Origin of the sequence: Paenibacillus gansuensis, assembly GCF_042684925.1 — a bacterium.
GTDB lineage: Bacteria > Bacillota > Bacilli > Paenibacillales > DY6 > Paenibacillus_N > Paenibacillus_N gansuensis.
This window is the reverse complement of sequence record NZ_JBHUME010000015.1, coordinates 45,288-70,319: the sequence shown is the minus strand read 5'-3', so window position 1 is coordinate 70,319 and position 25,032 is coordinate 45,288. Positions and strand designations below refer to the sequence as shown.

Annotated in this window: 14 protein-coding genes; 2 read left to right on the top strand and 12 right to left on the bottom strand. The window is 53.0% G+C overall.

The window, feature by feature from the left end; genetic code table 11:
* Positions 1-139: 139 nt before the first annotated feature.
* The 7 genes from ACFSUF_RS21265 to ACFSUF_RS21235 form a co-directional block, all read right to left on the bottom strand.
* Positions 140-2,044 (bottom strand): cache domain-containing sensor histidine kinase, encoded by a 1,905-nt coding sequence (locus ACFSUF_RS21265; RefSeq protein ID WP_377606365.1) that lies wholly within the window; start codon positions 2,042-2,044, stop codon positions 140-142.
* 5 nt (positions 2,045-2,049) lie between these two features.
* Entirely contained in the window at positions 2,050-3,627 is a 1,578-nt protein-coding gene (locus tag ACFSUF_RS21260; protein WP_377606363.1) for a response regulator, read from the bottom strand.
* Positions 3,628-3,724: 97 nt separating this feature from the next.
* The gene (locus ACFSUF_RS21255; protein WP_377606361.1) at positions 3,725-5,440 is read right to left on the bottom strand and encodes an extracellular solute-binding protein; all 1,716 of its coding nucleotides are present in this window, start codon (positions 5,438-5,440) and stop codon (positions 3,725-3,727) included.
* A gap of 72 nt (positions 5,441-5,512) precedes the next feature.
* Positions 5,513-6,403 (bottom strand): carbohydrate ABC transporter permease, encoded by an 891-nt coding sequence (locus tag ACFSUF_RS21250; protein ID WP_377606359.1) that lies wholly within the window; start codon positions 6,401-6,403, stop codon positions 5,513-5,515.
* Positions 6,404-6,422: 19 nt separating this feature from the next.
* Positions 6,423-7,325 (bottom strand): ABC transporter permease, encoded by a 903-nt coding sequence (locus ACFSUF_RS21245; protein WP_377606733.1) that lies wholly within the window; start codon positions 7,323-7,325, stop codon positions 6,423-6,425.
* Positions 7,326-8,135: 810 nt separating this feature from the next.
* Positions 8,136-9,956 (bottom strand): GH39 family glycosyl hydrolase, encoded by a 1,821-nt coding sequence (locus tag ACFSUF_RS21240; RefSeq protein ID WP_377606357.1) that lies wholly within the window; start codon positions 9,954-9,956, stop codon positions 8,136-8,138.
* Between the two features lie 296 nt (positions 9,957-10,252).
* Complete coding sequence (locus ACFSUF_RS21235) at positions 10,253-13,528, bottom strand: fibronectin type III domain-containing protein (RefSeq protein ID WP_377606355.1); 3,276 nt, start codon at positions 13,526-13,528, stop codon at positions 10,253-10,255.
* Between the two features lie 292 nt (positions 13,529-13,820).
* Between ACFSUF_RS21235 and ACFSUF_RS21230 the strand changes: the two genes are divergently transcribed.
* On the top strand, positions 13,821-14,459 hold the full coding sequence (locus ACFSUF_RS21230) for a metal-dependent hydrolase (protein WP_377606353.1): 639 nt from the start codon (positions 13,821-13,823) through the stop codon (positions 14,457-14,459).
* A 725-nt stretch (positions 14,460-15,184) separates the two neighbouring features.
* Here ACFSUF_RS21230 and ACFSUF_RS21225 read toward each other — a convergent pair.
* The 5 genes from ACFSUF_RS21225 to ACFSUF_RS21205 all read right to left on the bottom strand — a co-directional run bounded on the left by ACFSUF_RS21225 (position 15,185) and on the right by ACFSUF_RS21205 (position 22,315).
* Entirely contained in the window at positions 15,185-16,675 is a 1,491-nt protein-coding gene (locus ACFSUF_RS21225; RefSeq protein ID WP_377606351.1) for a glycoside hydrolase family 32 protein, read from the bottom strand.
* Positions 16,676-16,705: 30 nt separating this feature from the next.
* Positions 16,706-17,668: a PfkB family carbohydrate kinase gene (locus ACFSUF_RS21220; protein ID WP_377606349.1), complete on the bottom strand. Its 963-nt coding sequence runs from the start codon at positions 17,666-17,668 to the stop codon at positions 16,706-16,708.
* A gap of 24 nt (positions 17,669-17,692) precedes the next feature.
* Positions 17,693-18,463: a DeoR/GlpR family DNA-binding transcription regulator gene (locus tag ACFSUF_RS21215; protein WP_377606347.1), complete on the bottom strand. Its 771-nt coding sequence runs from the start codon at positions 18,461-18,463 to the stop codon at positions 17,693-17,695.
* Between the two features lie 211 nt (positions 18,464-18,674).
* The gene (locus tag ACFSUF_RS21210; RefSeq protein ID WP_377606344.1) at positions 18,675-21,287 is read right to left on the bottom strand and encodes a transglutaminase domain-containing protein; all 2,613 of its coding nucleotides are present in this window, start codon (positions 21,285-21,287) and stop codon (positions 18,675-18,677) included.
* A 5-nt stretch (positions 21,288-21,292) separates the two neighbouring features.
* Positions 21,293-22,315: a carbohydrate-binding family 9-like protein gene (locus tag ACFSUF_RS21205; RefSeq protein ID WP_377606342.1), complete on the bottom strand. Its 1,023-nt coding sequence runs from the start codon at positions 22,313-22,315 to the stop codon at positions 21,293-21,295.
* A gap of 368 nt (positions 22,316-22,683) precedes the next feature.
* Between ACFSUF_RS21205 and ACFSUF_RS21200 the strand changes: the two genes are divergently transcribed.
* A complete protein-coding gene (locus ACFSUF_RS21200) occupies positions 22,684-24,957 on the top strand; it encodes a helix-turn-helix domain-containing protein (RefSeq protein WP_377606340.1) in 2,274 nt (757 codons plus the stop codon).
* Positions 24,958-25,032: the final 75 nt, after the last annotated feature.

The following is a 25,032-nucleotide window of genomic DNA, read 5'->3' as shown; positions in this document are numbered from 1 at the left end:
ACCCTGATTTTCCTTGTCGCGCAGCTCCCGCTGCCGGTTTAGGTAAATCACGGTCGATGTTGTTGGATTATCAAGTAATTCACCATGAATTAACGTAATTTGTCAGCAGAATAAGGTAATGAGTTACCAGACCTCTACGTTAACCCGCCCTGCCGGCAACGGCTCCGGATACAGCCGTCCGGGGCAGGCGGATCAGCACCGTCGTGCCGATGCCCAGCCTGCTGAAAATCTGTACGCCGTAGTCCGGGCCATACTGGAGGCGGATCCGCTCCTCCACATTGCGGATGCCGTAGCCGCCTTCGGTAGGAGCTTCGGCTCCTGCCGCTTGGCCTGCGGCAGAACCTAATGCCGTTCCCGCCTCCTCCTTCCGGCTTCCGGCGTCGTCCAACCCTCCTACGACGGCGCCGGTTCCCTTCAGCCGCCGCAGCGTCTCCGGCCGCATGCCGACACCATTGTCGATGATGCGGATTTCCACCGCGTCCTGCACCAAGGCCATCACGATCCGGATATGGATGCGCTCCTCAAACCACGCATGCTTCAGCACATTTTCCACAAAAGGCTGCAAAATCAGCTTAATGGTCTCATAATGCAGCACCTGTTCCTCGATGTCGTACGACGCCTCAAATGCATCGCCATACTTAATCGCCTGGATTTCGATATAGGACTTCACCTGCTGCAGCTCTTTATCCAGCGAAATCATCAAATTGCCGTCGTTAAGCGTAAGCCGGTAAAATTTCGCCAAACCGGATACCATCCGGCTCAAGCTTTCCACTTCCCCCAGATTGGCCAGGCTGTTGATCGAGGACAGCGTATTATACAAAAAATGAGGGTTAATCTGTGCCTGCAGCGACTCCAGTTCGGCCTCTTTTTTCTGGATGTTCTTAATGTACACTTCTTGAATCAGTTCCTCGATGTTTTGCGCCATCCCGTTGAAAGCGCCTGCGACCACCGCAAATTCGTCATTGCCCGCAAACCGGATCCGCTTGCCGAACTCCCCGTTCTTAAAGGAAGCAATCAAGGACACAATCTTGCCGACTCTCCGGGAAAAGTACCGCGCCACCAGCAGCCCGAGCCCCGCCATCGCTAGAAAGCTGAGCGCGCAGACCAGAATCGTCAGATTCCTGATTTTCTGTGCATCGGTCCTCAGCTCCGTCAGCGGAACCAACGCCGTCAGCTTCCAGTCGGTGCCGGGAAGCGGCTCGCTGATCATCAGCTGCTGCCTGTCAACGACCTCGCCTTCTCCGTCATCCGCACGACCTGCCTCCCCCGCGTTTCCGAACGCTTCCTTCCATGCTTGCGCTTCTACCGGCATTTTGCTGTACAGTACCGTCCCGTCCCGCTCATTCACCACCATGACGTTCGTGCCCTCGCTGATAATAAACGAATCGACCGACTGAAACAGATCTTTGAGCCTCGTCGTCATCCGCAAGTACCCGATCGTCGCGCCGTAATTATCGAAGGAAATCAGCTTCCGCAAGGTCGAAATATTGCCCCGGTCCCGGTCCGTGTCCACCTGTCTCCACACATTGTCGATTTTCTCCTGTTCCACAGTACGGTACCAGTCCTTGTCCATAATGCGGCTCATGTGGTAGATGTTAAACCTTTTGCCTTGGATTAGAGGATCCTCTACATTCTCCGGCACGTAAATCTCTTTCAGCTTTTCATTTTCCACGTACAAGTTCAGGCGGATGTTATTCACAGACAACTTAAGCGTTGACTCCAACTGGGGCAGCAGCGTACTTACCGTATCATCATAAATCTGATAATCGCCCTCATTGCTCTGCAGTAACCTCTGGAGCGTCAAGCTGCTGAACAGCTGCTCCGTAATGCGCTCAATGTCGCTGATCTGATACTCCGTATTGTCCCGAATCTGCTGCAGCGTCCGCACCATGTTGGTCCGGATATACTCTTCTTTGGATTCCAGTGCCGTTCTGTACGAAAAGTACCCGATCACCACATCCGTAACCAGCATCAGGATCAGATAAGGAATCATCACTTTGTAGGCAAAGGGGACAAACGTCTTGCGGACAGGGATCAGCTGCATCGGATTCACACCTTATGTTTTTTGCGGTACTCGCTCGGGGTTATACCTAAATGCTCTTTGAACTGCCTGTTAAAATAAATCATATTCTTGTATCCGATCCGTTCCGTAATCTCGTATACCTTCAAGGTAGGGTCCTTCAGCAGCTCGCACGCCCTGTGCAGCCTGCGTTTAATTAAATAGTCGCTGAAATGGTCGCCCGTCTCTTCCTTAAACAGAAACCCGAGGTAATTCGGCGAAAAAGCAAAATGCTGCGCCACATGACGAAGCGTAATCTTCCCGCCCAGGTTTTCCTCAATGTACTCTTTAATAGCGTAAATAATCTTGCGGTCCCGGCTCTGATGCTTGCGCAGCAGCAGCTCCGACAATTCAAACAGCCTGCGGCGGATCCACGATTTCATGTCATGAACGGTTTCAAACTGAAACAGCTCTTCGAGCCGGTCGTATTCCCACTGCAAAATCTCATACACACTCTCGTCCATCTTCTGAAATTCCGCATCCAGTTTGGACACGAGATGCAGCGCGAAGTTATAAACCGATATTTTCGTATCCAGCTGATGGACAAAGGCAAACAATTCCTCCAGATGGTCGTCAACACTCACCAAATCGTATTCCATCATCGCCCCGATCAGCTGTTTGAGCCTCTCTTCCAGGTTGACGGCGCTCTGAACCATCTTTTCTTTGGCCGCGTCGTGCGGGATAAGCCTGCTTTTGCCTACGAACAATTTATGATCTAAAGCTTTCTTAGCCTGCTCGTAGGAGGCCGGCAAGCCTGCGGCATCTTCCGCAACCGGACCGAGCCCTATCGTCACTGTAAAGGGAGAATTTTTCTTAATCAGGTCAATGATTTCCTCCATCATGCCTTCCGGCTCCGGATGGTTTGTCAGCAGCGTCATGCGGTGATGGGAGGATTTGAAATAATAGCCCAGCTTGTAATGATCCAGACTGTCGGTCATCAGCTCGGTCACCTGCCGCAGCAGCTCCTGCTGCTTCTCATGCGGGACATGCATCAGCTTCCAGTCCAGGTCGTCCGTCTCGAGGATGCACACCCTCATGCCGCCTCCGTCCAGCCGGATGCCGAACCGGGCCAGCTCCGGTTCGCCAAATTCCCCGCCCGATTTCCCCTCAAGCCACTGGGAGATCAGCTCATTACGCACCAGCGGAAGCGTACGGTTCAACTGCTGGCGCTCGTGGACCGTTTGATTCTCTTTATCCAGCTGATGCACCACCGATTTCAACAGGTCATGAAGCTCCTGGTTTTCAATCGGTTTCAGCACATATCCCGCCGCATTCAGCGTTATCGCCTGTTTCGCATACTCGAAGTCTTCGTGGCCGCTGATGAATACGATTTTCAGCGACGGGGACAGCGCCTTTGCCTTCTGGACCAGCTCCAGCCCCGACATGATCGGCATTTTGATATCCGAAATCAGGATGTCCACTGGCTGCTCCTCCAGCAGCCGCAGCGCCGTAAACCCGCTATTGGCGGTCGCCGCTACGTTCAGCCCCAGCTCCTCCCACTGCATTCTGCGCTTGAGCCACTCCAGATCTACTCTCTCGTCGTCAACCAGCATCACATTGTAAGCCACGGGAACACCTCGCTTTTTCTGCTTGCAATACAAGCAAGAGGATATACGTAAAGTATACCCTCCCGGCTTTGTATGCGCTATCTTTTCAGGCGGCCTGTCAGCCGATCTTCTTCAAATTCTCCTGCCATACGTTCGTCATGAACTTCAGCAGTTTGTCGTATCCGGCATCGTTGATTTCTTTCTTGGCCGCTTCATACGCTGCGTCGAATTCCGCATCGTTCTTGGCGAAAACCAGCTTCGCCACAGCCTTCTCCATAATCTGCTTCACCCGTGTGTACACCAGTTTCTCTTCCGAGTTAGCAGGGAAGTTCTGAACGTTGTTGAACTGGTCATTGTTCACGTTGGCCCATTTGCCGTAGAACCGATTGGCTTTGTCGCCCCACGTTTGAAGCGAAGGATCCTGCTTGATCCGGGCATCGGATAGTTCGGTCCAGCGAGGAGAACCCTGCATGTTGAAATCGCCGATTTTCTCTGCGTTGCGCTGCTCGGTAGTGGATGTTTTATATTTCTCCGTCGGCGTCGGCGCACCGTTCGCATCGAATCCGTCCCAATACAATCCAGGAGGGCCGTACGCCGCCGCTGCCGTACCTTCTTTGCTCATCAGCCAATCAAAGAAAGCGAAGATGGCTTCCGGATTTTTGGCGGATGTTGTAATCGCATTCATGTTCCAACCCATCGTACCGTAACCGCCCGGGGACAATTTATTCGGATCCAGTCCTGTTTTGTAGAAATAAGGTACATAGTCGTACCCGGCTTCTTTGTCATTCGGTTGAAGAATGTCATTTGCTTTTTGCGCATTGCCCGCCACATCATAGGTGGCCAGCACGGCGATTTTGCCATTGTTCATTTTCTCAGTGAACTGCTCTAGCTTTTGGGTAAATGCGTCTTGTGTCAGTAATTTGTCTTTGAACAGCTGATTAGTGTATTTGTACGATTCTTTAAAGGCCGGATCGTCAAAGATCGAAGTGAATTCTTTCTTCTCCATATCCGGATAAGCGAACATGCCGTCTGTTTTCGTGTACCAGGTTTGGCGCCCTTCGCCCATGCCGCCGTAGATGAAGTTCTGAACCTGAACTACGCCGCCGTTCGTGTTGGCCGTGTCGAGCGGTACTACGTCCGGATATTTCTCTTTTACCGTCTTCAGGTAAGCGGTTAGATCGTCGAACGTCTCCAGTTTGGGGGAACCGAGTTCTTTGTAGATTTTTTTGTTAATGACCCATCCTGAATTATTGGTTCTTGCCGCTTTGGAGTTGCCGAACCAGTTCGGAATCCCATACAGCTTACCGTCTTTGCTTCTGAGCATTTTCAGCATTTCCGGGTCCGCCAGTTCTTTCAAGTTGGGGTATTTCTCCAAATATGGATCCAACGCAACCAACTTTCCTTCTTCCACCAATTTGTCGAAGTCGGTGCCGCGGTCCAATTGAATCACGTCAGGGAATTCGTTGGAGGCAATCATCGTACCCAGCTTTTGCGCTGCGTTACCGTTCGAGCTGATTTCCTCAAATGTCACTTTCTTCTCATCCGCAAAATATTTCAGTGTTGGTGTAGTAGCCGACCCGAAGCCTTTCGGCGCATACCAGTCATAGTTGACGTAAAAGCTGAATTTCAGCGGTTCTTTGCCGATTTCAAACGGGCCGTCGGCCGGGGCCGGCGTGTTGCTTGCGTTCCCAGCAGGCGCATTCTTATCTGTGTTCTCTGCAGCTGGCTTGTCGGCGTTCGTCTCTTTGTTTCCGGAGTTGCTGCACCCCGCCAAGGCGGTTGTAAGGCTGACGATCAGGATTAACAGCAGTAGTCCGAGCTTTTTCCCTTTCATACGTTGTTCCCCTTCCTTTTCATTCAAGTCTATTATATATTTAAAAGCTTTCGCTCTTAAACCGCTTTCAAGCTACTCTTTGAGAGAGCCTACCAGAACGCCTTTGACGAAGTATTTTTGCACAAAAGGATACACCAGAATGATCGGAATCGTCGCTACCATCAGCGTCGCCATCTGCAGGGACTTCGAGGTTACGGCCGACTTGAATCCCTGTACGTTGGCTACCCCTGTAAGCTGCGCCATCTGTTCCGCAAAAGAGTTCGAATTGATCACGTTCATCAGATACGTCTGGATCGGCAGCAGATCCTGGTTGTTGATGTAGATTCCCGCATGGAACCATTCGTTCCACAGATAAACGGCGGTGAACAGCGACAGGGTCGCCAGAACCGGGCCCGATACGGGCAATACGATCCGGAAGAAGATGCCGAAATGGTTGCACCCGTCCACCTTCGCCGATTCCTCCAGGCCGTCCGGCAGCTCCGCGAAGAACGTCCGGAACACGATCATATTCCACACGCTGATGAGGCCGGGAATGATGAGCACCCAGAAGTTGTTGAACAGATGCAGCTCCCTCATCCACAGGTAGGTCGGAATGAGGCCGCCGCTGAAGTACATCGTGATGACGGCGATGAGCATGTAGTATTTGCGGCCGACAAGTTCTTTTTTGGACATGCTGTAGGCGAAGATGGCGGTGAAAAAGACGGATAACAGCGTACCGGAAAGCGCTCTGGCTGCGGAAATCATGAGTGATTGGAAGAACTGGTCGTTGCTGAACACAACTTTATAGTTCTCTGTTGTGAAATCTCTCGGCCAGAACGTCACCCCGCCGAGCGAAGTGTCTGCACCTGTATTAAAAGACATCACAAGTGTGTTCCAGAACGGATAAAACGTGATGAATGCCAGCAGAATGAGCAATGTGTAGATGAACGCGTTCAGCGTTTTGTCTTCCCAAGTGAGTCTCAAAACGGCGCACCCCCTTTCTTTACCATAACGATTGTTTCCCGAGCTTGCGGGCGATGCCGTTCGCGGCTACCAGTAGAATCACATTAATTAAGGACTTGAACAATCCCGCCGCCGTTGCAAAAGAGTATCTCAGTTCGCTGATCCCCGTCCGGTACACATACGTGTCGATGACCTCGGAAACATCCGTCAGGATGGAGTTATTTCCGTTGTTCGTCAGAACCAGAATGTCCTCGAAGCCGGCATTCAGGATGTTGCCGATGGCAAGGATCAGGAAGATGATGATCACCGGCGCGATGCTGGGTATCGTAATTGTGAAAATTTGCTTGATTCTGCTGGCCCCGTCGATGGCCGCCGCTTCGTACAAATGCGGGTTCACCCCTGCGATGGCCGCCAGGTAGACGATGGAACCGAAACCGACCTCTTTCCAGACACCGGAGGAAATCAGAATCGTCCGGAAATATTCGGGGATCGACAGCCAGTTGACCGGTTCGTTAATCAGGTTAAATTTCAGGAGGACGGAGTTGAGGGTACCGCCGTCCACTGCCAGAATCGAAGATACGAAGCCGGCCACGATCACCCAGGAGATAAAATGCGGCAGGTACGTGATGGTTTGGATCACTCTTTTGAACACCATATTCCGCACTTCATTGAACATCAACGCCAGCACGATCGGGGCCGGGAAAACGAACAGCAGCTTTAGAAAGCTGATGATGAGCGTATTGTTCATGACGAGCCAGAAGTCGGAGGAATCGAAAAACATGTTGAAATGCTTGAACCCGACCCAAGGACTGCCCGAAATGCCTTTGAAAATATCGTAATCCTGAAAAGCCATCACCAGGCCGTACATCGGCACGTAGCTGAACACCAGGATGAACAGGACAGCCGGGATGGCCATCAGCTGCAGGTCCCATTGTTTCATCATGCGTCCGGGCAGCGAAAGTTTGGCTCTTGGGAGGTTCGTCGCACGTTTAAGTTCCGGTTTCACTGGAGCACCACCCTTACGTTGTTTATTAGTTGGTTTTGTAACTTTATTGTAGCGGTTCCTTTCCCGGCCTCGCTATCGAGGGGAACAACGAAACTCTATACTAATTCAACTGTTGTTGGTCTCTTTGTAGGACGAGCGTGACTAACAGTTAGAAATAAGATGCCGGATGATAGTTGCGGGGCAAGGTAACTAGGTAAGAACGGTCGTATGGGTGGAAGAGGTAGCTGGTTTCATGAGCGGCAGTTTGGCGAGGAGTAACTAGTGATTTTAAGAACGGCAGCACGGGGCGGAGGAGTAACTAGAGGAAAAAAGGTTCGCTAATATCCAACGGTACTTTTGGGCGTTACAGATGCTCCCGCGCTGCTGCAACAGTACTTTCGGGCGTTACAAACACTACCTCACTACTGCAATGGTACTTTTGGGCGTTACAGATGCTCCCGCGCTGCTGCAACAGTACTTACGGGCGTTACAGACACTACCTCACTGCTGCAACGGTACTTTTGGGCGTTACAGGTGCTCCCGTGCTGCTGCAACAGTACTTACGGGCGTTACAGACACTACCTCACTACTGCAACGGTACTTTTGGCCGCTACAGACACTACCTCCCTTCTCCAACGGTACTTTTGGGCGCTACAGATACTCCCTCCCTGCTCCAACGGTACCTTTGGGCGTTACAGGTACTCTCCCGCTCCTCAAGCCAAACAAAAAAGACCGACGCAAATGCGTCGGCCATCTATTTGCAGTTACTTAGTTCTTGGTCAACTCCACATCATCAATATACACAGAGTTGCCGGCATTGGCTTTGGACCAGAAGCCAACCTCGATTTGGCCGTTCGTCACGTTAATGTTCGGGATGGAGATCTGTGTCCATCCGCCGGCAGGAATGTTGGCATTGATTTGGGTGCCGCCGAAATTTTTGGCTTCCATGCGGGATTCAAACTGTCCGCCGCTGGAAGTAACCCAAGCTTTCAGCGTATAAGTGCCATTGGTCAGTCCTGTCACCGTCTGGTAAGTATGCACACCATAGTATGCGTTTTTCCAATGAGTCAAATGAGCTCCGTCGCGGCCGCCGTAAGTTTCGGTATAATCGGCAGCATCATCGCCGGTCTGCAAGGCCCAAGTGCTCCAACCCGTCATGCCGGAATCGAATTTCGGGTTGGTAATGTAATTGGTCGCGGTAGCGTACGATTTGTTGTTTTCATCCAAAATAAGCAGCGTTACGCTATCCGCCGGCAGCGTGTAGCCTGCAGACGATGTCAGTACATCATAGCGCACACTGTCATACACAACTCCCCAACCGTATACGCGCTTCACCGTAAACAAGGTATTTCCCGGAATCGAAGTCGACCATCCGCTGAAAGAAAGCTGAAGCGTCTGATCCGCCCCAGAGCGGTTGACTAGCGCAAGCTTTTTCCAGCTGCCTCCATAAGTACCCATCAAATCGATTTTCGAGGCATCGCTTGTTGTTGAGCCCGCGATCGTTCCGCCCATATCCGTATTGAACAGGTTATACAGATGTGCGGAAGCACGCTTGTTATACGGAGCCCAGCCTTCCAGCTTTCCGTACCAGCCGTCCGACTCGTTCCAGGCCATCGAACCCGTTGCCCCGGCTTTAGTGATGGAGATCAGCGACAAGGCATCGAAGATCATGCCCTTCTCATTGTTCATACGGCCATCCGGCGGGTTCCAGCTGATATTGTACTCATCGTGGAACGTCTCGATGGCACGTGTCGTGTAGTTAGCAATAATATTTTTGATACTTGTAGTCGTGGCTCCGAGACCTTGCGCACTGTTCCAAATGGAGGCGTTCGTGTCGGACGTGCTGCCGCTGGAATAAGTGTGATAGGAGATAAAGTCCAGTTTCGTATGGGCATTAGCCACAAACGTATCGACACGGGCTGTAAGATCCGGTCTTGCGAATGCAGGCCCCCCGATTTTGATCGTAGAGCTCTTCGCTCTCATCGCATCGTAGGCTTTCTTGTATATCGTCGCCAGCTCAGCCATATTCGAGGCGTACGTGTCGTCCTTCTCGTTCAGCACTTCCCAATATTGAACATTGCGGCCCTGATCGATGTTCACAATCTGCACCAGGTTCGCACAAAAAGCCGCATACGCATCATACATCGTCGTTTTCAGCTTGCCTGTACCGTCGTCCATGTAGGCCGGCCAGTTGGCAATATTGATCATCCGTGTAGGATTGTTGCTGAACGTGTTGGAGAGGATGGTACCGATTTTAGCGGCATCCCAGGAGTAGTTCGAAGCCCCCGGATTTTTCACCCAGCCGTTGCCTGTCGTGGACTCTCCCATCTGATCCGCACGGTGATACCGGATGATCCCCGGTTTCATGTATGCCACATTGTTCTTATAATCGGTATCCGATGCAACGGTTCCTTCCTGCGCTTTAAAAATATTCAAACCGTAACTGTAGTTCGTGGTGGAACCCTGATTGCTTCCCCAATTGACAGTGGCCGTTACTGATGCCGCCGATACCGGGGAGAACGAGATCAAGCTTGTTACTAGTGCCGCTGCGACCGTCAGGGCCCCGAACTTTTTCCACTTCTGTTTCATGAACTTCCTCCTCTAATTACAAAATGGAATGCAAACCAACCTAGCAAAGCTTGCCTGTGACCGGATGCTGCTTGAATTGCGGTACACTTAGAGCGACTCTAGCCTGCTGTTGAACATGCTGTATCCGATATTCCCATCACCTCCGACCAACAATTTGTAAGCGCTTCAAAAGACTGCCTACACCCTATACATTACGCCCCTAACCGCGAAGTCCGCCATCGTTCAAAACAACGAAAAGGTATACTTTTACAACAAAACTCCCGTCTTAACATACAAAGACGGGAGTCACCCAAGCTTTATTTGGTTTTTACCTTACCGTTCTTTGTCCATTCGACCGTATTGCTGGTTTCGGACGGCAGGTCCTTGGAATCCACAGAGACGACTGTAAATTTGTACTTCTCCCCTTCACCCGGGATGATGAAAGAGCGTTGGGCAGCATCCACGGTACCCAAAAGCGTATTCCCGTCATAAACCTTGTATGCTTTCACTGCTGAATCGTCGAACGACGTCGTCCAGCTCAACAGGAGCGAGCCGTTTTCCCCTTCGCCGGCGGACAGCGTTACGGTTGTCGGCCTTTGTGCGTCATCGGTAGCCGTAATGGCCAGCGGCGCGCTCGCCTCCGACCGATTTCCAGCCGCGTCTCTTGCCTTCACAGTGACGGTGCTGCTTTGGTTCGGTACCAATCCGTGCAGATAATAGGTGCGTGTCGGTGCTGTCGTAGAACCGACATATACGCCGTCTTTATACACTTCATAGCCTGTCACTTTTACATTATCCGCTGCCTCACTCCATGTAATGGCTGCAGAAGTTGAGGATGGCGGAGACAGCAAAGCCACATCTCCCGGAGCTGCAGGCGGAAGAATATCGGCACCGGAAAGCGAAGCGCTCTGCAGCCACAACGTATTCCCCCAGTGGTTGTAATTTAGCGTAAACTCAATATCCAGCGTCTGCCCTTCCGAGGCTGCCTGATAGGTGATCGTGACTACTTTACTTGCAGGTCCGCCGCTGTTGTTGATTACGGTAGGATCGGAATCATTGTTGGACGTAACAAAATCCGGAGCACTGTTATCGCTTAGATGGGCTTTCAAGACACCTTTGGTCCCCATGACGCCCAAATACAGCTTAAGGGTTTTGGCCGTTGTATCGGCAGGCACACTGAGCTTAAACCCACTACCTTGCGGACCTCCCGTGACAATGGCGGCCGTGGAATTGGATGCCGCAGGGACCGGCGTTCCGTCGGACCAGGAAGCGCTGTGCGTCCCCCACCAATCGCCGGTATAGGCTTTTACATACTCAGGTTTGCCCAATAACGTCAGACCGGAAATTTGTTTCGGGACATCCGCTTTGCTCACTGCCGCTTGCGGGTTCGCTGCATCGGTTCCCCATACGGCCCAATCCAGATTTCCTTCTTTCGTCAAATCTGCCGAGGAGGACGGAGCTACACTGCCTCGCATCATAGCGGATTTCGGTGATGACAACGTCGCACCCTGCAGCCAGAGCGCGTTGCCCCAGTGGTTATAATTCATCACATAAGATACGGTAAGCGTCTGGCCCGGGGAATTCGCCTTGAAATTCAGCACGACTGCCTTGGCGCGGGCGCCGCTGCTGTTATTAATAACATTCGGGTCGCTGTCATTATAGGAAGTAACGAAATCAGGAGCGCTTCCGTCACTCAGATGCGCTGTCAGGACGCCTTTGGCTCCCATGACCCCTAAGTACACCTTCAGCTGCTTCTCCGTCGTATCCGCCGGTACCGTGAAGGTAAAGCCTTTACCGGTGCCCTCCGCTACAAGTGCTCCCGATGTATCCTGGGCAGCAGCCACAGGGTCGCCGTCCGTCCAAGTCGCCTTATGTGTGCCCCACCATTGGGGGGTGTAGCCGTATACTTTCGGGTCGCCGATTAACTGCACGTCGGAGATTTGCTGTCCGCCGCCTGCTTTCCGCACGGCTGCCGTCGGATTTGCCGTATCCGTGCCCCATGCCGCCCAATCCAAAGTGCCTTCGGAGGTCAGATTTACCGAAGAGGTATCCGTCACTCTCCCGCTCAAGTTGCTTTCCTCGCCAGGTGCCGGGTTTTCCGTACCTGCAGGCGGTTTCTGCGCAGTCACTAAAGGCGGCGGCAGCTGGCTCGGCACCGTAGTGCTGTCCGTCCACACAGTTACAGAATGCGGAGGAATAGCAACAATATGGCTGTCTACCTTTTCCCATTCAGCGGAAGCAATCCCGTACCCCGCTTCCGACAGCTGATGCTGCTGAATGGCACCGCGGCTCTTCTTCATTCCCGCCAATGAAGGCTGAATCAGCTGCACATCGTCCGTACGGTTGATGGCCATCAGGGAATGAACATCCGCTTTGCGGTCTGTAACAGCGTAAGCAACCACCTTCATTTCATCCGCAGAGGATACCTCTACAACATCTCCTGTAAAATAGTTGTTCAACAGCTGAAACGTATGCGCCGACGGTCGGAACGCGTAGTCGTCACCTGTCATTTTGCCGTAAACTCCGTCGTAATCATTCCATGCCGCTGTTACATCCGCACCGTTACGCTGCGCATAAACCATAGTCAACGCATCGAACACAGCACCCTTAAAGTTACTCATCCGCGGATCGTTGTTGGTCCAAGACCAGCTGACGTTGTACTCATCCATCCATAAGGGAATATGGTGCTCAGGGCTTGCCGCATCCAGGATGGCACGGATGTCCTTCGTGTGCTTAGCAAGCGAATTGACGGAAGGATCCGCAGGGTTCACCCGATCGTAAATCTCCTTGTCGGACTGCCCCAAATCTCCGCTGGCATAGAAATGATAGGCCAGGAAATCCAGCGTGCCCTCATTGACAGTCCCCGCCACAAAGCGTTCCACCTGATCGTACAAGTCGCCGCGCGCGAAGGCCAAGCCGCCTGTATGAATGGTCGGATCTACCGCTTTCATCGCCTTAGCGCATTCGTTATAGATGCCAATCAATTCATCCAAGCGATCCGCCTGGCCGGCATTCCGGAAATGAACATAGTACGGGTCATCGCGTTCGTTCGTTGGCTCCCAGTACTTCACCTTGAAGCCGCCATCGACATTAACAATCCGCACCAGGTCTGCACAAAACTCCGCAAAGGCCTGGATCTGGTCCTGATCCAGATACCCGTCATTATTGGTGTCCATCCAGGACGGCCAGCCGGGGATGTTGATCATAATCTCCGGATGATCCGGGCTCAATCCTTGAATAGACGCCTTGATTTTATCCGCATCCCACTTGCGGTTGGCCGTGTCGATCCAGCCGTTTCTTGTCGTTTTGGAGTCCCCCATCAACTCCCAGCTGTGAAAGCGGAGCACGCCCGGGTTCATATAGTTCAAATTCTTGTTGTATACCGGATTGCCCGATACTTCGGGATTAAAAGCCTGAAACGCATTTAACCCGTACATAAAATCCGTTACTTTCCCCGTTTCCTTTTTCCAGTCTACCTTGACCGGTACCGCACCGGTTTCCGCAGAAGCCATAGGTGCCGCCAGCCCTGATACGGCCAGCGATACGGCAAGCAGCGATGCACGCAGGGCAGGCATAAAGCGCAGTTGCTTCATGAATCTAAACCTCCTCATAACATCTTCCCCGTAGGGTAATTTCAGCATAGAGAAAGGTGTAAGCCCTTACAAGTCAGCAGACCAATGAAAACTAGTACAAAATCAACGTCTTGTTTGGTACCGGCATAGTTTAAGCGCCATCTTGGCATAACCCCAATGGAATACCGGGCGAGGCATAGGCAGGAGGGGAATTAATCAGGGATAGGGTGTAAAGTTTTCTTCAAATCAGGTATAATCCTTACAGGAACATTTGTTTGCTTGTATCATACATATCAGTCATCGGAGGCCTGTAATGAAAGGAACCACCCATCTTGCGATCGGCGCTGCTATCGGGATCGCGTCTGCTTCATTAAATCCGTTTACATTAACTAATGCCGCCATCTACATTGCCGTTGCAGGCTTTTCCGCACTTGCTGCGGACCTCGACGGCCCCAGCATGCTGAGCAGCAAGCTGGATAAGGCATCCCGCATGTTCCAACAATGGACAACGACCGCGGGAGTGATCCTCGCGGTCGTTGTAGGCTTGCAATATGTGTTGAACGGACAGCTGTATTGGAAATTTGCCGCTGTTTCCGTTATGATTCTTCTCCTTGGACTGGTCGTCCGGGAAGGTGTCCTGCGCAACAGCCTGGTCAGTCTAGTTGGCTGCGGTCTGCTGTACGCCGGATTTACCATGCAAATGCATTGGCTCGCCGGCTTCGGTTTATTCATCGCCTGGGTACCCTGGCTAAAGCACCGCGGGTTGTCCCATACGGTGTGGGCCATTCTGGCATGGGCCGCAATCAGTACAGGGCTGGAACGGCAGCTGGGCATCCCCGGGCTGATGAACACCGCCGTCGCCGGCTATGTCTCCCACCTTGCTGCGGATACGTTAACGCCCAAGGGTGTGAAGTGGTTGTATCCGTTGGTGGGAAGATCGTTTAAGGTGTAATTGGGCTATTCCCGCAGATCCCGCCATGTTAGTGCTATGTGGTATCACTAGCTGGCCCGACAGATAGAGTTAGTGATACGTGGTATCACTAACTTGCACCAATCTGCCCTAAAAGTTACTTTTTCCGCCGATCCCGCTGTGTTAGTGCTATGTGGTATCACTAGCTGGCCCGACAGATAGAGTTAGTGATATGTGGTATCACTAACTCGCACCAATCTGCCCGAAAAGTTACTTTTTTCGCCGATCCCGCCATGTTAGTGCTATGTGGTATCACTAGCTGGCCCGACAGATAGAGTTAGTGATACGTGGAATCACTAAGTTGCACCAATCTACCCTAAAAGTTACTTTTTCCGCCGATCCGGCCATGTTAGTGCTATATGATATCACTAGCTCGCCCGACAGAGAGAGTTAGTGATATGTGGTATCACTAACTTGCACCAATCTGCCCTAAAAGTTACTTTTTCCGCCGATCCGGCCATGTTAGTGCTATATGATATCACTAGCTCGCCTGCAGAGAGAGTTAGTGATACGTGGTATCACTAACTTGCACCAATCTGCCCTAAAAGTTACTTTTTCCGCCGATCCGGCCATGTTAGTGCTATATGATATCACTAGCTCGCCCGACAGATAGAGTTAGTGATATGTGGTATCACTAACTCGCACCAATCTGCCCGAAAAGTTACTCTTTCCGCCGATCCTTTGGTAACAGCACTATATTACTCTAGTTACTCATAAACAGACGCCAGTTCATGTATGTTCAACTCTACGATTTCAACGCTTCCGCCTGCCGAATAGAAGGAAAGCTCGAACTCTTCTGACTCAGGAAAGATAAGATCCGTCAGCGCAGCTTGGCCCCCGTTTGCAAAGATTTCCACAGAGGAGCGGTCAACATAGATTCGGAACGTAACCGTTTCATGATCCCCCTGTACACTCGCCTCATGCCTGCCCGCAAACGTTTCATGGAAAGGCACATCCCCCTCCAAACCGCTTCTGTCAATAAACACAGTGCTGCGCTTCAAATCAAATCCGACCGTACCGGACTGCCCAGACGCATAGTCCAATCTAAATCCGAACTCAGCTGCCCCGGATTCGTTCACATTCACCGTTCCTTCCACTTCCAGCAAACCATTGCCTGATTCTAGGAGCAGCTGTGTCTCTGCGGCCACAAGTCTCTCTTGTAAGGTAACCGTTCTTACCCGTAAAGAATTCAACTCTTCCACAGGCTTCTGATATAGCCGGATACCACCGGTCTCTTTCTTCAGCCAGAGCTCCCGCGGCAGCGTCATGGCGCCTCTCCAGCTTTCCGTAGGAGTCAGGTTCGCATACTTCCAGTTGCTCATCCACCCGATGAACAGCCTCCGGCCGTCCTCCTCCGGAATATCTGACCAGGTAACTCCCGCATAGTTGTCCCGTCCATGGTCCAGCCAGAGCACCTGATCCGCCGACTCCTCGTTCACGAACGTTTCCCCGTCAAAGCGGCCGACGAAATATTGCGTCCGCGACCCTTCCGGAACTCCTTCCTCGTTGCCAATGCTGATAATCAACACCCACCGCTTGTCCCCTGCCGAACCTTCTACAGGGAGCTCAAACAAATCCGGGCATTCCCATACGCCGTCATGGGATCCCTCTTCGCGGCCAAACTCGGAACAGAATGTCCAGTTTAACAAATCCGCAGAACGATAGAAACGCGCATGATCGCCCACAGCCAACACCATGATCCAATGCTGCGAAGGTTCGTGCCAGAACACTTTCGGATCCCGAAAATCGACAATTCCCTCGCCCTTCAACACCGGGTTGCCCTCATAGGTCAGCCAGGTTCTGCCCCGGTCCGCACTATAAGCGATACTTTGGCTCTGCCTCACAACCTGAGCTTCCTCATCAAACCTGTGATGCGTGAAGATGGCAACCAAACCTGGCTTTCCGCCAAACAGCCCGCTGCTGTCCTTCCAATCCACGACCGCACTTCCCGAGAAAATATAACCATGTTCATCCGGTGCGAGCGCTACGGGCAGATGCTCCCAGTGAACCAGATCCCGGCTTACCGCATGCCCCCAGTGCATCGGCCCCCATACCGTCCCGTTCGGGTAATATTGATAAAACAAATGGTACTCTCCTTCAAAAAATACCATCCCGTTCGGATCATTCATCCAATGAGCTTCAGGGGTAAAATGAAACTGCGGACGAAACTTTTCATTGTAAAAGGAAGTCGTCATCATATTCAGCACCTTTTCTCTAATATAAAATGCTTACTTACTCGAGGCCAGCTGCTCCCGAACTTCCTCCGGCGACGGCATCGCCGGGATCGCGCCGCGCCGCGTCGTCGCCAGCGACCCCATCGCGTTGCCGAACGCGATGATGCCGTCCAGCTGCTCCCGCGTCAAGGCAGCCAGCGGGGCCGGCGCATCCAGCAGCTGCGACAGCACGCCGCCCATAAACGCATCGCCCGCGCCGGTCGTATCCACCGGCTTCACACGGAAAGCGGGAACGTGGCCGGTGATCCCGCCGGCACGGTAAAAGCACCCCTTCTCGCCCATCGTGACACAAATGAGCGAAATGCCGAACTGCTCCCGAAGCTGAGCCGAACCCGCTTCGGCATCCTCCGTGCCGGTCAGAAACACCAGCTCCTCCTCGGAGATCTTCAACACATCCGCATATCCCATTGCATCAAGGATGGCTCTTTTAGCCGCAGCCGCGTCCGGCCACAGCGGCAGGCGCAGATTCGGATCGTACGAGATCAGCAGCCCTTGCTCCTTCGCATACCCGATTGCTTTCAGCGTTGCCGTGCGGGAAGGCTCGTTCGTCATCGAGATCGACCCGTAATGGAACACACGCGCATCCGCAATCAACTCATTATCCAGCTCCGATTCCTGCAGCATCATATCCGCCCCGGGTTTCCTGTAGAACGTGAACGTACGGTCACCTTCGCTGTTCAGCTCCACAAACGCCAGCGTGGTGTTCTCCGTTTCCGAGAAACGCATGCCTCGCGTGGAAATACCGTTAGTCTCCAGAACGTCCGCCAAAAATGTCCCGAAAGCATCCGCGCCTACCTTTCCGATGAAGGCGGTCCGCTTCCCCTGCCGGGATAAAGCGGCCAGCACGTTAGCCGGAGCTCCGCCAGGATTTTTCTGAAAGAAGGTTTCTTTTCCGTCAGGCGAAGCCTGCGGCGTGAAATCAATCAATAGCTCGCCAAGCGCTACTACATCGTACATATGGCACCTCATTCTATGAATACTTTACTTTCTCTCTGCTGCTGCCTTCACCTGTAATCCGGCTGCTTCCAGTTCCGCAAGTCCCTCTGAAGCTTCCCCATCTGTGATAAACAGGTCGATATCCTTCAAGGAAGCAAAGTTCACCAACGTTATATTCCCTATTTTGGAGGAGTCCGCCAACAGAACCGCCCGTTTGCTCGAAGCAATCATCCTGCGTTTCATGCTGGCCTCCGTCACGTTCGGCGTGCTGAGCCCTGCTTCGGCATGAATCGCATTGGTTGCAATAAAAGCGGTGTCCACATGCAGTTTCCCAAGAATTTCTTCAGCAAAAGGCCCAACCAGCGACAAAATATCCTTTCGCAGCGTACCGCCCAGCAAGATCAGCTCAATCCCCCCGCAACCAAGCAGCTCCTGCGCTACCGGAATCGCATTGGTGACCACCGTAAGCCGCTGGAACCGCTTCAGCTCTCTGGCCAGATACACCATCGTGGTTCCCGAATCCAACAGGATTACGTCGCCCTCGCTTACAAGCGCCGACGCCTCCCGGGCGATCGCCTGCTTTTGCTCCCGGTGAGTAATCTCCTTCTCGCTGAACGTCGGCTCATAGTTGACCGTATGCACGGGAACCGCCCCGCCGTGCGTGCGTTTGAGCAAGCCGCTTTGCTCCAGTTCCTTCAAATCCCGCCGGACCGTAGATTCTGATACGTCCAGCAGTTGAATCAGATCCTGCACCTCTACCCGTTCCTGCTCCTTTAATAAAGCCAAGATGCTGCGTTTTCGTTCCGCTTCGTACATAAAGAGGCCTCCACCTCCTGAATGAATGTCCCGACAATGTGCTGACTGTTTCCTTGATTGAGTCTGACTCTTATTGACCGTTTATGATCGTTTCTGTCTACCTGAGTATAGTATGCGTTTTCAAAGCATGTCAATGCCAAAAAAGCACAAACGGATTCCCGTCTGTGCTTGACTATCCTTTATTTCACTGTAACTTTTGCTGCCCTCCCGCTTATTGCCGTAGGCTCATCAACACTTCCAGCGCTTCCTTGGCCGCTCCCAATCTGTACCCGGAGGCCGTGTACCGAATGCGGCCTTTCTCGTCCAGCACCATGAGATGCGGAAAGCCCGCTTCACTTGCAGGCGGCTCGGAGAGGAACGCCGGGAGCAATGCATAGGTGGCGTCACGGGCAAAACGGGTCCCCGCAGGCAGCGCCGGATAGCTTCCCGGATCGAAGGACGCAGTCAGCTGCCGGTCTCCGACAATCAGAACGACGGGGACGGCTTGCTCCGTGAACGAAGCCTGCAGCTCCGTTAGCTCGCGGAGGAGATGCTTGGAAGGCTCCCGTTCCGGCTCCAGCCAGGAGACCAACGCGCTGCACCTGCCGATCCACTCGCCCAATGGCTTTTCCGCTCCTTCCCACGATGCCAGCAAGCCGGTACGGTCCATCTCACCGAGGACCGGCAGGTTCATCTCTAATCGGCGGAATGTCAGAGGAACCTCCGTCAACTCCCCAGCGCGAACGGCAAAAAATACAAACCGCGCCCGCACCGTTCCGTCCGGAAGCCGCACACCTGATGTGAGCCGATAAGAGCCCTGCTCAACTTCAAACGTTTCGTCGTACACATCCGATTTCCCATGAGGATAGTCCAGCGTTTTGTAGCGTCCGCCTTCCAGGCGGGCAACTGTGAAATTGACCGCATATGCAGCTTGGGAGGCTTCATTCGGGGCGGCGCTATCCCACAGCAAGCGCAGCATCCCCGGTTGGGACGGCGATAATGGCTCCGCCGGTCCCTTCGCCACCCGCGCGTCTTTCCAAGCGCCGTCCATCCAATACTGCGGCTTTTGCTCGCTCGGATGAAGGCGGGCCGGTATGCCCAGGCTGCGGCAGACGGCGACGAACAGAATCCGAAGAGAGTCGGGGTCCCCCGCCTTCAGGTTGAATGTGCCCAGCGGCGTTCCCCTGCCCTTTAAATAGGGGAGATCCTCCCAAATGCGGAAAGTGGACTCGATCCACCGGGCAAGTTGTGCAGGCTCGTTTCTGTACAGCTCAGCCTCGCGCCGGAACGCTTCCTGGAACTCGCGCCTGTGGGCCCCAAGCATCTCATAACGAACGCGCGGACAGAGGACATAGGCACTGAACAACTCCTCATCCATCCCGTCGGAAAGGGCCAGCGCCCCGATGAGAAAATCATCGAGCGCGGGCCGGAATGTATCTGCCAAGTCCTTCTCGTTCATCCTTTCCAACAGCCGCAAAGGCCATTCCCCGTAAGCCGGTGCGCGCTCCTCGAGAAACGCAGCAATTTCGCGGCCGTTGCCACGCGCCTTGCGCAATATATCCCATACCCGGTCGGCTGGAAGGCCGGCGCGCTTAGCAACCTCTTCTGCTCCAGCCTCCGTCAGGAAGGAGGCCTCATATCCCGTCCGGATGGACGTGCCTTCCTCCAAACGGGCTTGATGCCGGAGCAGCGCGTCCTCGGAGAGCGGTTCAACTGGTTCTCCCTCCCGTTCCGGCGGGGGCGCCATGTCGAAATCCTGGCTGGCTGTCGGCTGCTCACGCCGGTCAATGACCAGCTCCAGCTCGCCGCCTCCGTCGGCCGCCGCCTTTTGTTCGCCCCAACATCCGTCCTTAACCGCTCGGATGAGGAGATCGCCGCATCCGGTTTTCAACGACGCTTCTCCCTGCTCATTCGTTGGTACTATCGCAATCGGATAAAATTCCGCCATATTATATAGTTGGAATTCAACATACGCACCGTACACCGGCTTGCCGTGCATGTCCTTGACCGTCACCTTCACCGTACGTGTCGGCGCATAGCTTTCCAGCAAATTGATTTCCGTAAACCACGGATCCGCAAGCGTAATATCCTCCGGACCCGGATAACGGGCAAGAATGCGAGTATTAATCAGCATCGCACGTCTTGACGGAGGGCTGAACCACCCTTGATCCAGACGCGCTTCCGGCTCACAAGCGCCTAGGTAATGCCATGTGCCGTCCGCCCAGGCTTCCACCCAGGCATGGTTGTCGTCGCAATGCGCCCAGCGCGGCGTATACACCTGGCGGGCCGGAATGCCGATGCTGCGCAATGCAGCTACGGCAAGCGTCGACTCTTCTCCGCACCGCCCCCGCGCCGTTCTCAGCATCGTCAGCGGAGACACCGTGCGCAGATCGCTGCCGATATAAGTTGCTTTTTCATGGCACCAGTAATTTGTCTCCAGAATGGCGGATGCCATCGGCAAGCCCTTTGTCCGCTCGGCCAATTCACGGAACAGAATACCTCTGCTGTCCTCGATATTCTCCGTATTGACCCGGTAAGGCAGCACAAAATGAAGAAACAAAGGGTCCGGAACCCGTTGCCCCCAAGGCATCTGTCGGCGTATGTCCAGCGTTGTCCGAACATGGCTGAGAAACAGCTCACCGTTATAATCGGCCAAATCGTTCACTGGCATATACGCATACAGCAATTTGAGCGCCCATTCTTCTTCCTCCGTCAACGGTTCATCGAAAACATGAAACAGCTCCCGCTCTCTTGCCTTAGCGAGCTGCCGCTTCTCTTGGAACTTCCGCTCAATCCGCTCCATAGCCGCTGTGTCCAACGAAAATACACCAGTTTGTTCCGTCACGCCTCTCACTCCTTCCACAGCTTTCCGTCCTCACGAATATATATAGTCGCCGTTCCGTCAACCGACGGAGCCGACAGCAGGAACGACCGGCTCGTCGTCTCGATGGTCGGCTGTATGCTCCAGCTCTCGTCTCCCATAAGCTTCTCTGCTTCACGCGTGAACCTGCCATGTGCTTCATAATAGTTCCGCTGCCGGTAATACAGCTTGCGCAGCTCCCATTTCACAAGCTCATCCGGAGGGAGTTCGAACGTGTCCGGACCATCCTGATCGGCAAAGACGACATAGCCCCACAGCTCGGGATAATGCATGTTAACAATCCCCATCGGCGACCAGACCCAATTATCTTCCGGGTAGGGCTTGCCGGATGCCGGATTCACCACTTTGCGGTATTTGCCGTTATGAACCTCCGTTCTCCATTCAACGCGGGAAAAATTAACACGCCAGAACTCCCCTGCTACTGGCGGCCTTCCTGCGGATGCGCATTCCCCCAGGCTCGTCCAAGGCATTGCGACCTCAATAGTCCACTTGCGGTTGTCCGCCCCCGGTACGTTGAGCTTCCCGTCAATATGAACGGCCGTCTTCAGCCCCCCAATATCCCAGCCGTTTACCGGAGGGCCGCCGTCTCTGTACGGCTTGACGAGCAGCAAGTCCCATACGGTGTTCAGCGCATTGATTTCAAACTCGTAGTATTGATGCGAATCGCCGTCTGGATCGATGAAGATTTCAAAGTCATTGTCATAAAAGATGACCGAATCCCGCTCCGTCAGCGTTGCCCAAATCTGATCTTCCATCAGTTCTGCCGCAAAATAGAAATAGCGGTCGTCCCATAGCATTTTGACCCGCGTCCGCTTCGGCGGCAGCGGACGAAGATCGCCTTCGATATCGACGAACGTATCAGTCCAATCCGCTTTCTCCCAGAACGGCTTGTCAATCCGTCCATCCAGGGTAAGCTCGCCGTCTGCACGGCGGCATATGTAATGCTTCGGCGCAAAGTCAATCCTCGGCTCCGGTACTCCGGATCTGATCATAGCTTTAGCCTCCTCCCGTGTTTTGGCACACCAAGCTGCCGGTCTGGCAGCACATTGCTTGTTATGCGTAATACCTTTGCCGGAGCCGCCGTACCTCTCCAGCTCCACGTTCCATTCCAGCTTTAGTGCATCACATGCTCATGCATATCTTCTGCCGTCCTATGGATTCATACTGTAACTCAACTCTGCTGCCGTCCATGATTTGACAACACCTTTGTAAATCCATTAAATTCATCATAGCCGGGTGATTTCACGCGCCCTTGCAACATGCGCATTGCTCACCCTGGTGCGCCTGCTGTTCCGCCGTACAACACCGACGACCGATGGGTTGCGGACTTTTTACTATTGAACTCAAGGAGGCAACGGGCATGAACCGGAATTACTTTAAATCGAAACTGTTTCTGAAATTCATCGGATCTTACTTGTTTATCCTGCTCATCCCGCTCATTCTTGCAACCGTATTCATTTACCGCAATGCGGTCACCAATCTGCAATCGGAAATCGGGCAAGCCCACCTTAATCAGCTGACGCAGACGAAGACGGTGATCGACGGCCGTATTAAGGAATTGAACGAGATTGCTACCCGTATCGCTTATGATGAGCGGCTGACCCGTTACAAAGTCCATGACCCGTATGACAGCAGGGATTCGATACTTGCCTTGAACAACTACAAAGCAACCAGCTCCATTATCGGAGAACTGTTTCTGTACTATCATCAAGACGACAGAATCTACTCCTCGAAAGGCATGTCCAATCTTCAGGTGTTCGCAGGCAACTATGGCTTCCGAAACTGGAAATCTGACGATCTGGTAAAAGAACTCAATACGGCCAAATTCCCAAGCATGCGGCCCGCCGATGTAGTCGTCCGCAACGCGAATCTGGAGCAGTCGATGCTTGTATACAACGTTCCGATCACACCGAACAGCCCCAATCCTCACGGCTCTGTCATGTACTTGATTCGTGAATCGGAAGTTACCGGCCTGATCGAGTCCGTACTTGGCAACTATCGCGGCTTAACTTATATTTTTGACGCTAAGGGCCATATCCTGACGCACAGCGGTAACGGCGAGTCTCTGGCAGCGGATGCCGTCCTCCCGCTCTTCCGGCTCTCCGACGGCATTCATAAACAGATCATCGACGGCCGGGCTCATTCTGTCGTTTCCGTCAAATCCGAAAAGAACGGCTGGACGTATGTCACGTTAATGACCAGTGATCAATTTTTTAGCAGCGTGCTGCAGGTTCGCAGCTTTATTATGATCTTGTTCTGCATCCTCGTGCTTGTCGGGGCAGCCATTGCGCTTGCATTGGCCAGAATGCAGTATTTGCCGATTGTGGAGCTTGTCAACTTCGCGAATACGAAGTCCGGCAAGGACCGCACTTCAGGCAATGAGCTGGAACGTATTCGGACAACCTTGCAGGATTACAGCTCCAAAATCGACCTCCAAGAACCCTATGCACGCAACCATTTTCTTTCCATGCTGCTGAAATACGGCGGCATCCGCAGCTTATCGCCTGACCTTCTTGCAGCGTTCAATTTGCAGTTCGATCAGTCGCATTGCTTCGCGATGGTCATCCGATGGACCCAGCAAGAGAACGAGCATGGTGATCTTCACGACCTCCAAGAGATGATTCGAATGCTTTCCCATATCCGGTTTCCTGAGCTTGCCGCCCAAGCTTATGGTGTCGAGCTTCCCCAATTGGACCAGCTTGCGCTTATTGTCAGCTTCCATCCGGACCGCCGCATGGACGAATTTACGCATGTGCAGCTGATCGTGGAAGAGGTGCGCAGCATGGTGCAGGATATGTCCCATGACAATCTGGCCATCGGCGTCGGAACATGCTATCCAAGTCTGGAGCAGCTGAATCAGTCTTTTATCGAAGCCTGCTCCGCCCTGGAAATGCTCACATCCGGCGGCCCCACTGCAATTGCCTATTTCGAGAAGCCCTCTTATTTGCAGCAAGAGACCGCCTGGATCGACAACAGTGTCTTGCTGAAGCTCACGCAAAGTCTGAAGCTGGGGAATTCGGATGTAGCTCTTCAGATGATCCGGCAGTCTTTGCTCGAGTTGCAAACTTCGGAGCTGTCACCGCTGCTCATCCGATGCGTTTGCTTCGATATTCTGAACACCATGCTCAAGACGGCATCAGAGCTTGGCATCCACCATGTTCTGCAAGAGGCGGGACCGAACTTCATGGCCGGCTCGTTTGAGGAGCTTGAACGAAATTTCTCTCTGCTCGCTTCCCGGATTTGCGCCCAGGTCGAGCGGAATCACAAGAAGGAAGAACATTCGCTCATGGATCGGATCGTGAGCTATATCGACACTCATTATATGGATCATACGCTAAGTCTCGAAACCCTTTCCCTGGAATTTACGATTTCACCTTCTCATCTCAGCCGTTCCTTCAAAGAGAAGGTCGGCACGAACTTCATCCAATATATCTGGCAAAAACGGTTGGAGGCGGTTAAGCATCAGCTCAGAACGACGAACGATCCGCTCAAAGACATCATTCTGCGCGTCGGCTATCTGGACACGCCGAACTTTATCCGCAAATTCAAGAAGGAAACCGGACTGACACCGGGGCAATTCCGTCAAATGCAAGCGCAAACTTCTGATGCGGAGGATCATCTGCAACTGCAATAAAACCGAAACAGCCCCCGCCACAATGCAATCATGGCGGGAAGCTGCTTTGTGTACCGGCTTCAGCCGCAGGTCCGC

Coding starts and splice junctions, on each gene's coding strand:
- ACFSUF_RS21200 (WP_377606340.1), top strand. CDS start 22,684: ATGAACCGGAATTACTTTAAATCGAAACTGTTTCTGAAATTCATCGGA.
- ACFSUF_RS21265 (WP_377606365.1), bottom strand. CDS start 2,044: ATGCAGCTGATCCCTGTCCGCAAGACGTTTGTCCCCTTTGCCTACAAA.
- ACFSUF_RS21255 (WP_377606361.1), bottom strand. CDS start 5,440: ATGAAAGGGAAAAAGCTCGGACTACTGCTGTTAATCCTGATCGTCAGC.
- ACFSUF_RS21235 (WP_377606355.1), bottom strand. CDS start 13,528: ATGAAGCAACTGCGCTTTATGCCTGCCCTGCGTGCATCGCTGCTTGCC.
- ACFSUF_RS21215 (WP_377606347.1), bottom strand. CDS start 18,463: ATGTACGAAGCGGAACGAAAACGCAGCATCTTGGCTTTATTAAAGGAG.
- ACFSUF_RS21225 (WP_377606351.1), bottom strand. CDS start 16,675: ATGATGACGACTTCCTTTTACAATGAAAAGTTTCGTCCGCAGTTTCAT.
- ACFSUF_RS21230 (WP_377606353.1), top strand. CDS start 13,821: ATGAAAGGAACCACCCATCTTGCGATCGGCGCTGCTATCGGGATCGCG.
- ACFSUF_RS21220 (WP_377606349.1), bottom strand. CDS start 17,668: ATGTACGATGTAGTAGCGCTTGGCGAGCTATTGATTGATTTCACGCCG.
- ACFSUF_RS21205 (WP_377606342.1), bottom strand. CDS start 22,315: ATGATCAGATCCGGAGTACCGGAGCCGAGGATTGACTTTGCGCCGAAG.
- ACFSUF_RS21245 (WP_377606733.1), bottom strand. CDS start 7,325: ATGATGAAACAATGGGACCTGCAGCTGATGGCCATCCCGGCTGTCCTG.
- ACFSUF_RS21240 (WP_377606357.1), bottom strand. CDS start 9,956: ATGAAACAGAAGTGGAAAAAGTTCGGGGCCCTGACGGTCGCAGCGGCA.